Source organism: Citrobacter sp. Cm046 (assembly GCF_030333065.1).
Lineage (GTDB): Bacteria > Pseudomonadota > Gammaproteobacteria > Enterobacterales > Enterobacteriaceae > Citrobacter > Citrobacter murliniae.
Genome location: NZ_JAOWGP010000034.1, coordinates 247,275 through 259,424, shown reverse-complemented (window position 1 = coordinate 259,424; position 12,150 = coordinate 247,275). Strand labels below are relative to the sequence as shown.

Sequence of the window (12,150 nt, the reverse complement as noted above, 5' to 3'; positions counted from 1 at the left end):
ATCTTGAGGTTTATTGGAAGCAGTCCTACTCATTGCCCTGTCGATCGAAGCTCTAGTCTTTAAGTCAGAAGAATAAAGCGCTGTTCCATTATATTTATCACAAAGATAGCAACAAATTGCTAATGTCTCATCAATAGATGATTATTGCCATCAATCTGATACGGAACCTTTCCTCTCGGATGTGGTGATTTTATGGCTGGATTAGGCTCGAGCGGATCAACCTTTATTGTTTCATAAGATATGCGAAGCTCTTCTAAAACCCATAGAACTCTCAGTGAACGGCTTTTAGGGTATGTATATATTTGTACTGTCCTATTCCTCTGTTATTTTTTGGCTTTAGGCAACGGCAGTTCATCATACATTGCATCAAGTAATCCTGCTAAAAATTCTTTATCATCGACGTTATCCACCAACAGCATTTCCTTTGCCCCTTCATAAGGCAACTCATATGAAACGACAGGCATATAAGCTTTTGCAGAACGAACGGGTTTGATAAGAAAACGATCATCATAGATACCGCCAACAATCTTTCCGAGATAGTAAATAATGAACTCCCCCATCATTGCGCGTGAAGTTATTTCTTCTAATGATGATAACTGTCCTAATATGAACTCCAGATATTTTTTGTTGAGGCCATCTCCGTATCACCTGTCATGTCTTTATTAGTTCATAATCAATCTACACTACTTCAAAAATCATTACAATATAATTTATACTGACATATTCTTATCACAATAGATAAAAATATAAACCTTTTATGTTTATTCGTGTTTTTGTCAACTAAAAGACAATCATGTTATAAACTTAGCATTGTCCCATAAATGAAACGATTATAATGAATGATGCTGTTTGGCTCCGTTGATTTACAAAAAGAAAAGAGCCATACAACCCTTTTCTGTATCAACGAAATAAATATATTTATTTAAATAGAAGTGAATACTAATGTGTTGTTCGTTGCGCTATTACAAGCAGCTGCTGTCACTGCTACATCAAGCATTCCGCCAGCAGATTTAACCACCTTCGTTCCGACCGTAGCAATATAAAAATTCCCTGCTGCTGCGGTTGCAATCTTCACACACTCCGCTGCAGGCACATTGCTGTAGGTAATGGTAAAAGAAGACCCAGCCGCTGATGATGGTCCTGTAGCTGCAGCCACCAGCGTGACATTCCCTTTGAATGCGTTAATGGGCTTTGCTGTATTACCTGTTCCACTCAACATATTGTCAGGGAAGATTTTTGCCTGAACAGCAACGGTGTTCGTTAGTCCGGTAAAACTGGATGCTGACGTATAGAGTGCTTTAACACCTGCCTGTATAGTGGCAATGTTATTACTTTCCGCTTGCGCTCTTTGTGAAGCCTGAACCTTGGGATACACAATAAAAGCCGCAACCACTAATGCTGCAACAATCCCTAACACAAGTAATAATTCAAGTAGTGAGAAACCTTTCTTACTTTTTCTTTTTTTCAATAAAATCATCATCATCTCCTTTTTGTTTTAATGGCAAAAAGAGATATAAACGATGAAGATAAATAAACAACCCTGTTCAATGATATTATGTTAATTATCCCGACGAGTGGATTACATTAGAAAAGGCAAAGATTTCTCTTTGCCCTTCTGGAGACTTAAAAACAACATTTACTATCACTTCTTATCTATCATCACTTAATCATAAAAGACTAACGTTTCTCATGAAAAGTGATAATAATGATAAAACAAAATAAAGATTAAACAATTATTGTGTGGAACAGAACGCATGAGTTGAAAGGAAAAAATATGTATTAATAAAAAGATCATTCAGCGTTCTGTTCTTTTATATAGATAACAGAGATTTATTAGATATCAACCCCTGTCATAAAATTTATTTGTTTTTTTATTTTTGTCTTCCATCCATTTGAGCAAGAAACCATCTCCCTGCTTTTATATATCTGATTCTTTCAATATCATTCAACTCAGACGCTGAAAGTAAAATCCCCATAACAAGTTCTTTATCCACCTGTTCGACGCCACAATTCATAGCCTTAGCTACTTCCGCCCCAAGAATAATCTTGAGTCTTGTTTCAACTTTCTTTTGCTCTGATTTTTCCATTGACTTAAGGCGGTTAAGTTCAAGTTGAGCAAATGCCACTTTTTGCTTTAATATTTTTTCTGTTCTTGATCTTTTACTTTCATTATCCATACTACCTCCTTAGATTGTTATATCTTATTTTAATTACCACAAAGATAAATAACGTCAAATTTACACCGTTTTGTCAGAAGAAAAAACTTGGAACGTACATAAATAAAATAGTGAAACGCATTTGATAGTGTTCACTAACCAAAAACATCCGGCACTCTCCGTGTTACTTATTTTTGTACTTTTGTTATTTTATTTTCACCTATCAATTTTAAACTCTGTTTTCTAACCTCAACCTACGAATTGTGCAACACATAACACTTTCTGTTTTATTGACTTTTCCATCAAATTCAGCTATCCCGCCTTACGGCGGGAACAATTAGTACTTCTTTTGCCCTGACGGGCCTTTTCTTTACTATTTTGTCCTTCAGACGTAAAACCTACACCTTTAATCCAGTTTATGTCGTTTAATTTAACGCATCATTTTACAACCATCAGTATATTTCGTATTAATTAACTAAGGGGGAGTTTTTACATTGGCTTTTTTTTATAAAGACAATGCCCACCTATACACTCACTTCGTGAGCGTGTGGGGTCTACCGACGGTTGCCTGCCGCAGGCTAAAAGCAAAACCTAGGTCAACGTCAACACCGAAGTTTTTCTGGCGAAAAACTAACAGCAGCATTTATATTTGAGGTTATATTTGTAATGGCGATTTTTCATCTGGATTTTAAAATTGTGAAACGAAGCGAAGGCATGACTTCCGTTGCGAAAGCTGCCTACCATGCCCGTACACGTATTACAGATGATCGCATTGGACAGGTTTTCGATTTCAGCCACAGAACAGATCTACATGGTCATATTATATTAGCCCCTGTTTCCGCTACTTCTCATATTATCGAAAGCTCATCAGCACTATGGAATGAAGTTGAGAGAGTGGAACGCCAGAACAATGGTCAAACAGCCCGTTATTTTGATGTCGCTATTCCTGTAGAACTAAACAATGACGACAAGAAAAATTAGTTGCCGAATACTGCCAGATGAACTTTATTGATAAGGGAATGATTGCTGATATCGCATTTCATGATCTGGAGAGTAAAAACCCGCATGCACATGTTATGTTGACCCTGAAAACTATCACCGCTGCTGGTTTTGGTAAAAAAGACAGGGGCTGGAATGACAAGAAGATGGTTGTTCAGTGGCGTGAGTCGTGGGCCACCATTTCAAACAGCTACCTTGAAGCTGCTGGAAGCGAAGAACGTATCGATCATCGTTCTCTCAAAACTCAATGTGCTGATGCCCTTGCCCAAGCAGAAGAAGCATTCAGCTCAGAAGAAAAAGCATTCTGGCTTGCCAAGGCAACAGAAACTAACCGTCCGACAATGCAGCGTGTTCATCGTGCCAAGTGGAATGACTCCGAGTCACAGGAACAACGAGCTGCCGAACAAGCTCAACGTGATCAGCAAATAGAGGAAGCGAAGAAGGTCTACAACACATTCAGTGAGCTACCACTGGAGATCGTCGTTGATGTCAGAAGTTTTACGATTACACATCTTGCTGAATCCGAAGAAATCATTCTTCATGACTACCCGGTAACAGAAAAACAGTCGCCGGTTATGACGGCACCGGCACCATACAGAAGGCCAGCAGTAAAATCTTATCGTGATCCTAATAAGATCAGCAAAGTTAGTGCCGCAGGGAAGAAATCCCCTGTTCTGGTTGCTCCTGAACCAAATGCATCCACTAAATTGAAAACCCCATCTCTTCAAAACCTCAGAGCGATAAACCGTGCTCCTGTTAGATCCAGAAAGAGGAAGGTCAAGGCACGTCAAAATGCTCTGTTTAAGCGATTTACCTTACTTGTGGTGGACTTCTTCAAAGAGAGATTTGTATGGGCCAGAAGGAAACCAGAGACCACTGATGCTGACCATGACAAGCGTATCGCAGAAAACTATATCTATGATGAAGTACTGGGTATCAATGTTCCACGCTCAGAGTTTGAAAAACGCGCCAAATTTAACAGTGGTCAAAAACCAACACAATCTGGATTCTCTGGCAAAGGATCAGATGGTAGCGAAACCGTTCGTTTCCCTAGTCGTCCAAAAAAAGAACAGCATCATCTTGAGAACCCCCTTCCTTCCCTATCACAAATCCACAAAGCAGGTGCTCCTAAGTTGAGACGACAGAGGAATCTTACTAAGTAATAATAACATATAGGCTATGACCTGAAACCATGATATTTTTTCGTACTATAAATTTCACTACATCATATGAGGTTATAAAATGCCCCTTAGAGATACAATATTTAAAGTGCACGGAGAGATTTGTTCGTTAACATGGAGGCTATTTCTTTTTTCAAAAGGGGAATTTATACTTCTATTCAAAACACATCCATTAAAAAAAGGATTAATATTCAGAAAAATCGTCATATTAACAACGATAGCATTCATATCTAATTTAGCAGGTCGTGGTGTTTTGATTTATTATATTCAAATACTCTTTCTTCTGCCGATAATTTTGGGGTGCATGTTAACTATTTACACATACAAGGATTATAAAGACGAATTGAAGTATAGCTCCGATTGTGTCTTGTATGGTTTAGCGGCTATAAAATCTGCATATCTTGTTACTAACACAGGCAACGCAGAAATTAATTTTTTTGAAAACTATATGCGAGATTATAAAGGATTTTTAGCCACCAACTTTTTTGCTGTTTCCGCATCCATTCGATTCTCTATAAGTTGTGCTGATGCATGGGAAATGCATATATCAAAATATAAAAAATAACTCATTCCTCAGTATCCTTATCGCTATACATGTCAGCGCTAAGGATACCACCCCCAAATAACGTAATAAAAAACTATATTAGGTTAACAACATATTCCCTTTGACTTACAGCTAAAACATTCAAAGAAAGCATAGCAACTAGAAAGTAAAGATGCTTTCTTCTTTTTTGATATAAATAAGATAAAAAATGTACCACTGTAACCTCCGAAAAAAAACACACACATCACCAATTTCTAATATTTAAATAATCAAGTATCAAGTTTGATACTCCTTGTCAATAATTGTATAAAAATCTGCAGAGACCCCCAAATTTTTGTTTTTGCATTTATCAATAGAGTTATTTCCTTTTACTCCACTCATAATCCAATAAACCTCAAGATGCGGAAGTGAATACCTGAAAGTGATCGTTAATTTGTGTTGATGCTCTGACCCAAGCAGAAAAAGCATTCAGCGCTGAAGAGAAAGCATTCTGGCTTGCCAAGGCAACAGAAACAAACCGTCCAGCAATGCAACGTGTTCATCGTGCCAAGGAAGCACAGCAACAGCGTGCTGCTGAACAAGCCCTACGCAATCTTCAAATTGAGAGGCCAAGAAGGTCTACACCACATTCAGTGAGCTACCACTGGAGATCGTGGTTGATGTCAGAAGCTTTACGATTACACATCTTGCTGAACCCGAAGAGATTGTTCTTCCAGACTACCCGGCAACAGTAGAACAGCAACCTGCTATGGCGACACCATCCATAAGCAGAAGACCAGCAGCAAAATCTTACCGTAATCCTAATAAGGTCAGTAAAGTAAATGTTTCAGGGAAGAAATCCCCTGTTCTGGTTGCCCCTGAACCAAATACATCCACTCAATTGAAAACCCCATCTCTTCAAAACACCAGAGCGATGAACCGTGCTCCAGTGAGGAGTAGGAAACAGACCAAGCCCCGCCAGAGCGGTTTGTTTAAACGTTTCACGCTACTGATAGTAGGATATATAAGAGAGAAATTTATATGGGCCAAAAGGAAACCCGATACCACTGATGCTGACCATGATAAGCGTATCTCAGAGAACTATGTCTATGATGAAGTGCTGGGTGTCAATGTTCCACGCTCGGAGTTTGAAAAACGTACCAAATTTAACAATGGTGACTATAAATTAACACCTGATAAGATCAAGCGTTTCCCAAGCCGTCCTAATCAGGAACAGCCGGAAGTTAATAAAAGCATAGATCTCACACCTTCAATGCCACCAGAACACATTAGGCAAGGAAGCGCGCCAAAACTGAGTCCACCGAGCCATAAAAGACATTAAATATAGAGCATACTTTTTAATGATCTTAGTATTGTATATATTAAAAGTTCAGCAAATCATGTGATTAGGGAGTTTATCTTGCCAACTATCAACGAAATAAAAGAAGAAGCAGTTAAGTTTCGTAGATTAATTGAAAGTTGTGATAAAAAGAACACCAGTCTTGTTATAGACTGTTTTCCTGTTATGAGTTGTAAGCTTACATCAATGCTTCTTTCTTACCATTTCCTTACACTATGGCCTGAACTTGTGATAAAAGGAGTTAGCGCAGCTACCGGGAAAAATAGCCAAATAACTCATTACTGGCTTGAGATAGATAACATTGTAGTTGATATAACAGGGGATCAATATAACATTATTGATGATAAAGAACTAAATAATAACATTATAAAAAATAGGCCATTCCCTGTCATACATATCTCACACAAAGAAAGTAGCTATCTTTATAAGTTATTTAAAATTCGAGATAAAGAACCTATTATACATGGATTTCCAACATTTAGTGAAGATTTTATTGAAGAAATGGAACTTGGATATAATCAACTATTCAACAGAAAAGAATGCAATAATAGTTAAAATATTATACCTTACTGGTATGAATCATTATACTTAGGAGTTAACCATGACAATGGAAATACTTACAGCAATTCTTGTTATCATTACAGGAATTTATGCCTTTTTGACATACAAGATGTCGAGAATAAGCGAACGAACAGCTCAGATAATGAATGAGCAAACCGAGTCAATGTCTCGTCCTTATATAATAATCCAGCCAATGGTAAGACCTCACTCGCAATTCCTATACCTGAAAATTTATAATAGCGGTAAGACACCAGCCTTGAATGTAAAATTAGAATTAGATAAGGATTTTTATCAATTCGATGAGCCAACTAAAAACCTTAAAGAAACAAGTGTTTTTACATCAACTATTGACAGCTTAGCGCCCAATCAAGAGTTATTCTTCGCCCTTGGTCAAGGTTGGGTTATTTTTGGCGAATCGAAAAATCCTTTACCACAACAATTTACAATAACCGCAACGTACAGTTATATGAATAAAGAAGTTGTTGAAAAAAACAATATAGACTTAAGCCCTTTCATGCAAAGTGAAGGCGAGAAAAATCCAATTGTCGAAGAATTTAAAAAAACAAGGGAAATTCAAGAGAAATTTCTAAACGCGTTTAATAAATAAATGCCTTATTTAATACATTGGTATAATACTCTCAAACTAAGATGAGGAACGAATAATCGCTCCCCATCTCCTATCATCAATCCTATTTAGACGTCCCCCTCTGACATATAACACCATCTTTAAATTTTTCCATCTTAAACGTCAATGAACTGAGATCTTCTGTTAAGAATTCTTGCAACATCAAAAACCAATACAATAAGTTAACTATTTCCTCTCAAAACATTCAGGTGTTACTTTATATTTTTCTAGTAATTTTTTTCTTTTCATTGAACATGAATACTTCCGAAGTTTTTTCGAAAAATTAATAGCCCAAATAAAAGATATTGAATTCTCAAAAATAATATAAATGATTCTAAATATTATAATAACAATAGCAAGCATTGCTAATAATGTTATTATATTAATAAAATTTTCAGACGCATGATATAGTGAACCAATTAACTTAAATACGCCCAAGATATAGTAGATTAGAAAAACCATAAATACGGCATAAGCAATCAAATGAAGAATTATTTTTTTTGATGAATGTGTTGGCATTTTATCTCTATCGTAATCAAAAATCTGATTGCAATCTAAAAAGGACAAAAAACCCGTGCTATTCATACGAATATTATTATCATGAATATAACTGAATAACGCTTGTAGTATTGGTAGAGGATAAAACAGACCATATTGTTTTAGCTTTAACTCTTTAATTAAAACATTATATTCTTCATCACTCTCTCTATATTCACCTATTATTTTTAAGGCATCAATTTTATCATCTACCGATAGTTTTAAAAAACCGGATGAAAGATTGTTCCTGAAGATCCAAAAGAATGGAAAAAAAAGTCGTCTTATAGATCTTACTGACCAGAAAGAAATGGCTACGATTAGCGGCCCAGTGATCCCCTTGAAATGCTCATCGAATAACCATGAATCTTTTACAATATCTATGACGTTCATTATTTTTTGATGCCTTATCGATTCTGGATTAATGCATATTAAAATAACTCACTTAGTCAAATCAATTACTTTTACGTACATATAACAACCTACCGTCTTAGAGCAGTCATACCTTATATGCAATACGCCAGCTAAAATAATTCACTGACTGAATGAAATGTTATCAGAGCAAATAGCTTTGCCAGCAATAATTTCTACTATAGCCATTATCGGCAGACTGATATAAGCTTCTTCTATACCCCGTAGACATGCCAATGAGAAAATACGTCTCAAAAGATTACGAAGGCATACCATTTGGGGTAGGCATCATATAAAACTGTTGCTAAACAACCTGAGTAAACATGCCCCTACTCTGTTTTTCCACAGAGCAACAGGGCATTTAACGATCCAGCATCCTTTTAGTTAGCTTTCCAGCCATTACTGGTTTTAAAACGAAAAGAAAACAATCAATAAAAAAGATGATAAACCTTTGCTTTCTACGCCCGATGAAGATATTGATTGGGACTCTGTTTCAGAAGGCAACATATTTGATGATTATTCTCAAGAAGATGAGTTTGATGAAGAAGAAAACATATAAAACTTTTTCCTATATATTACACCATTTGACACTTACACCATATCTCGTAATATAAATATATCCACTATTTGTTAACGAGGTATTTTTATGAGAAAAGTAAAAACAGACAACAGTGATTTAATCCAGTATTTATATACAATCAAAGAACTAAAAAATCATATTTCGATAGAAGAATACAGGAATGAATACCGTAGGCTACGTTCTGATGATATTCCATGGAGCAAAGTTCAGAAATTTAAGTCTGAACATACTGAACTTCGCAGAATGGATAAAAAGAGAGAATCCTTTATTGAATGTTTTATTGATGAATTAAATCCTATCAGTAGTTCAAAAGCTAACACATCAGCAAAATCATCAGGTAATTTTGATCTATTTAACGAACGTTCATTATATCGTAAAGCACTTTCAGAAAAAAGTGATGATGAAATATTTGCCTTAGTCATAAAACAGCGTACAGGAGTCGCTCTGGAGTTTCAGCGTTCTATTGAACAGAGTCTTGAGCAACTCTCTCACATCTCGTCAGAGTTCGAACCATCAAGCCAAAAGCGCAAAAAAATGTCTCTTTAAAGAACTATCTTATGTTATCCATGTCAAATAGGATTTTTTAAGATTGCTTAACCGACAATATTTACTATATTATTGACTGGTTGGTATTTTTTGACTGTTCAACAACACCGCATACACTATTTTTATTAAACGCCCCTTTTAAAACACCGGATAACATACTATGAGTGAAGCTCTCAAGGCACTAAACAATATTCGTACACTTCGCGCACATGCTCGTGAAACAGATCTGGCAACTCTGGAAGAGATGCTGGAAAAGCTCTCTGCTGTCGTTGAAGATCGTCGTGAGGAAGAAAGTGCCGTCCGTAAAGAACAAGAAGAACGTCAGGCTAAACTTGAAGCCTTCCGTCAGAAACTGTTAGAAGATGGTATTGACCCGGCTGAACTCCTTGCTGCTGTTGGCTCATCTCAGCCTAAAGCAAAATCAACTCGCACTCCTCGACCAGCTAAATACAAATATACAGATGAAAACGGCAATGAGCAGACTTGGACGGGTCAGGGCCGCACTCCTAAAGCAATAGCTGCTGCTATCGAAGCTGGTAAAACACTGGAAGACTTCGCGCTCTGATCACAATAAAACCGTCAACCTAATTTGGCGGTTTTAAACCCAAGCGTCTTACGCTCTACCTTAGACGCTTCCACTGAAAAACCTTTTATTAGAACGGTATCGTAATGTGGATCAGCATTTACTGTTTCACGCTACTAAGGTTAAGAATGTGACGTTTAGATACTACCTCAGACATTGTTTATGGAGTTTAGTCGGTTGCGGATACTTGGTTTACAACATCCTGACTGATTTGTCTAATGGGCAAATATATCATTCTTATGTTCCTTATATGCCTTATGTTGCAGCATACCTTGCGATTGGTGCTGTAGCATACCCGTTTGCATATTATGCTTTAGAAATATCAGCGCAAAAGATAATGTCAAAGAAATCTTGGGATAGATTTTTTAGTGACACTGGCTCATCAAGGAATTTATTCTTATTCGTATTAATGTTTAGTATATTATTTATCGCCCCTCTCCTCACACTATATTTTTGCATATCAAAAAAGAATCAAAATAAATTATAATGCTAAAATTAAATTTAGTTATGACAAAAAATCCCCTAAAAAACCATTTCAGTTATTTTCATAACGTTCGCAACCTTCCTTATGCCCATTCTTGCATGCCAGCCCGAACCAAGTTCTTGCTTGCTCTGTGTTGATACCTCCCCCTTCACCCCGTTCATTCATCACACCAAGATCGAACTGTGCCTGCGCATCGTTTTGAGCAGCAGCCTTTTCATACCAAGCTCTCGCCTGATGAAAATCCTGCCTAACCCCTTCACCATTTTCGTATATTACGCCAAGGTTATACTGGGCATCGACATGACCTTCCCCAGCTGCTTTTTCGAACCATTCCTTCGCCTTTCGATAGCTCTGAGTTACGCCCTGACCGTAGTAATAGATCTGACCTAAATTATATTGAGCATTCAGCTGATTTTGAGACGCGGCTTTTTCAAGCCATTCTCTGGCTTGCTGAAAGTTTTGATTAACTCCCTCACCTTTGTAATAGAGCATACCAAGATTAAACTGAGCATTGGCGAAATTTTGTTCTGCTGCTTTCTCATACCAGTCTTTTGCCTGCTGGTAGTCCTGCTCTACACCATTAGCATTGGCATACAGAATTCCAAGAGCGAACTGCGCATCAGGGCTATTTTGAGCTGCAGCCTTTTCATACCAGCTTTTGGCCTGACGATAATCCTGTTCTACCCCGTTACCCTTTGCGTATAGAACAGCGAGATTGACCTGAGCACGCTCATCATTTTGAGCAGCAGCTTTTTCATACCACATCTTTGCCTGTTGGTAGTCTTGGCCTACCCCGAGACCATCGTCATACATATCTCCAAGCAAAAATTGCGCATCAACATCATTTTGAACCGATGCTTTTTCATACCAAGATTTGGCCTGTTGATAATCCTGATTTACCCCGAGACCATTTGCATACATAACACCGAGTTTAACCTCCGCACGCGGATCATTTTGGGCAGCGGCTTTTTCATACCAAATCTTTGCCTGCTGATAATCGACATCCAGTATTTCTCCATACAAATACATGAGACCCAAAGCATACTGAGCTTCTACATCTCCGTTTTCACCTGCTGATTTCAACCTAGAAAACGTAGAATCCCTGTCACTGATAGCAGTATAAACCACTACAAGAAGTATAATAAATCCCGCTATTAACCAATATTTTATTTTTCCCATTCTGTCCCTGTCCATTTAAACACATTATAGTTTTAATGAGATGTTTACCCTAGACTGTTCCAGTCTGGCAGATTGTTGGCTACCTTTTGATGACTATAATACCCAGCCATAAAAATACCAAAGCAAATACCTGCGATTATGCTTAAGACCAATGCTATGCCCGGTTGCATCCCCGTACTCCTCCATATAAAAAACCACATAAAAATCCCCCATACCGAACCGAACCATCCTCCCATTAGCAGGGTAATTTGCCAGAACGAGGCAAAAGGTAACGGTGGGATCTTAAGACCAGCTTTCCATGCGAGGCGTAGCAAAAGAGGCGCATAGTTACTACGCCACATTTTCTTGCTTTCCATGATGGCAATGGCGCGTTCCTTTTTCTCATCAAAATTCATGTGTTTTTCCATAATTAGAACATATGAATGCGT

12 protein-coding genes and 3 pseudogenes are annotated in these 12,150 nt (G+C 37.4%); 7 read left to right on the top strand and 8 right to left on the bottom strand.

The genetic code is table 11. The annotated features are described in order from the left end of the window. Positions 1–119: 119 nt before the first annotated feature. The 4 genes from OGX98_RS06050 to OGX98_RS06035 form a co-directional block, all read right to left on the bottom strand. Positions 120–275 carry a glutathione S-transferase N-terminal domain-containing protein gene (locus OGX98_RS06050; protein WP_284096505.1) on the bottom strand — a complete coding sequence of 52 codons (156 nt, stop codon included), beginning with the start codon at positions 273–275 and terminating at the stop codon, positions 120–122. A 48-nt stretch (positions 276–323) separates the two neighbouring features. Next, on the bottom strand, positions 324–563 hold the full coding sequence (locus tag OGX98_RS06045; RefSeq protein ID WP_502873560.1) for a transcriptional regulator: 240 nt from the start codon (positions 561–563) through the stop codon (positions 324–326). Positions 564–922: 359 nt separating this feature from the next. Further along, positions 923–1,480, bottom strand: a complete 558-nt coding sequence (locus OGX98_RS06040) for a type 4 pilus major pilin (protein ID WP_286594979.1) — start codon at positions 1,478–1,480, stop codon at positions 923–925. A 391-nt stretch (positions 1,481–1,871) separates the two neighbouring features. Next, positions 1,872–2,177, bottom strand: coding sequence for a conjugal transfer protein TraD (locus tag OGX98_RS06035; protein WP_284096494.1), 306 nt, complete (start codon positions 2,175–2,177; stop codon positions 1,872–1,874). Positions 2,178–2,822: 645 nt separating this feature from the next. Here OGX98_RS06035 and mobQ point away from each other — a divergent pair. From mobQ to OGX98_RS06010, 5 genes and pseudogenes are all read left to right on the top strand, one after another. After that, positions 2,823–4,318, top strand: a pseudogene (mobQ, locus tag OGX98_RS06030) (MobQ family relaxase). 79 nt (positions 4,319–4,397) lie between these two features. Further along, positions 4,398–4,901: a hypothetical protein gene (locus OGX98_RS06025; protein ID WP_286594969.1), complete on the top strand. Its 504-nt coding sequence runs from the start codon at positions 4,398–4,400 to the stop codon at positions 4,899–4,901. 413 nt (positions 4,902–5,314) lie between these two features. Beyond that, positions 5,315–6,201: pseudogene (locus OGX98_RS06020) on the top strand (MobQ family relaxase); the annotation flags it as partial. Positions 6,202–6,279: 78 nt separating this feature from the next. After that, positions 6,280–6,774, top strand: a complete 495-nt coding sequence (locus OGX98_RS06015) for a hypothetical protein (RefSeq protein WP_200012041.1) — start codon at positions 6,280–6,282, stop codon at positions 6,772–6,774. Between the two features lie 46 nt (positions 6,775–6,820). Continuing rightward, positions 6,821–7,387, top strand: coding sequence for a DUF8453 domain-containing protein (locus OGX98_RS06010; protein ID WP_286594968.1), 567 nt, complete (start codon positions 6,821–6,823; stop codon positions 7,385–7,387). 204 nt (positions 7,388–7,591) lie between these two features. Here OGX98_RS06010 and OGX98_RS06005 read toward each other — a convergent pair whose 3' ends face one another. Both OGX98_RS06005 and OGX98_RS06000 read right to left on the bottom strand, forming a co-directional pair. Further along, entirely contained in the window at positions 7,592–8,332 is a 741-nt protein-coding gene (locus tag OGX98_RS06005; protein WP_286594967.1) for a hypothetical protein, read from the bottom strand. A 141-nt stretch (positions 8,333–8,473) separates the two neighbouring features. After that, positions 8,474–8,719, bottom strand: a pseudogene (locus OGX98_RS06000) (hypothetical protein). Positions 8,720–8,996: 277 nt separating this feature from the next. Here OGX98_RS06000 and OGX98_RS05990 point away from each other — a divergent pair. Continuing rightward, positions 8,997–9,476, top strand: coding sequence for a DUF4756 family protein (locus OGX98_RS05990; RefSeq protein WP_286594966.1), 480 nt, complete (start codon positions 8,997–8,999; stop codon positions 9,474–9,476). Between the two features lie 160 nt (positions 9,477–9,636). Then, on the top strand, positions 9,637–10,041 hold the full coding sequence (locus OGX98_RS05985; RefSeq protein ID WP_001621674.1) for an H-NS family histone-like protein: 405 nt from the start codon (positions 9,637–9,639) through the stop codon (positions 10,039–10,041). 553 nt (positions 10,042–10,594) lie between these two features. On the opposite strand, the gene OGX98_RS05980 is transcribed toward OGX98_RS05985, so the two are convergent. Further along, positions 10,595–11,722 carry a tetratricopeptide repeat protein gene (locus OGX98_RS05980; RefSeq protein WP_200012049.1) on the bottom strand — a complete coding sequence of 376 codons (1,128 nt, stop codon included), beginning with the start codon at positions 11,720–11,722 and terminating at the stop codon, positions 10,595–10,597. Between the two features lie 44 nt (positions 11,723–11,766). Next, on the bottom strand, positions 11,767–12,117 hold the full coding sequence (locus OGX98_RS05975; protein WP_200012052.1) for a DUF6404 family protein: 351 nt from the start codon (positions 12,115–12,117) through the stop codon (positions 11,767–11,769). Positions 12,118–12,150 lie beyond the last annotated feature (33 nt).

Coding starts and splice junctions, on each gene's coding strand:
- OGX98_RS06045 (WP_502873560.1), bottom strand. CDS start 563: ATGATGGGGGAGTTCATTATTTACTATCTCGGAAAGATTGTTGGCGGT.
- OGX98_RS06040 (WP_286594979.1), bottom strand. CDS start 1,480: ATGATGATTTTATTGAAAAAAAGAAAAAGTAAGAAAGGTTTCTCACTA.
- OGX98_RS06035 (WP_284096494.1), bottom strand. CDS start 2,177: ATGGATAATGAAAGTAAAAGATCAAGAACAGAAAAAATATTAAAGCAA.
- OGX98_RS06025 (WP_286594969.1), top strand. CDS start 4,398: ATGCCCCTTAGAGATACAATATTTAAAGTGCACGGAGAGATTTGTTCG.
- OGX98_RS06010 (WP_286594968.1), top strand. CDS start 6,821: ATGACAATGGAAATACTTACAGCAATTCTTGTTATCATTACAGGAATT.
- OGX98_RS06005 (WP_286594967.1), bottom strand. CDS start 8,332: ATGAACGTCATAGATATTGTAAAAGATTCATGGTTATTCGATGAGCAT.
- OGX98_RS05990 (WP_286594966.1), top strand. CDS start 8,997: ATGAGAAAAGTAAAAACAGACAACAGTGATTTAATCCAGTATTTATAT.
- OGX98_RS05985 (WP_001621674.1), top strand. CDS start 9,637: ATGAGTGAAGCTCTCAAGGCACTAAACAATATTCGTACACTTCGCGCA.
- OGX98_RS05980 (WP_200012049.1), bottom strand. CDS start 11,722: ATGGGAAAAATAAAATATTGGTTAATAGCGGGATTTATTATACTTCTT.
- OGX98_RS05975 (WP_200012052.1), bottom strand. CDS start 12,117: ATGAATTTTGATGAGAAAAAGGAACGCGCCATTGCCATCATGGAAAGC.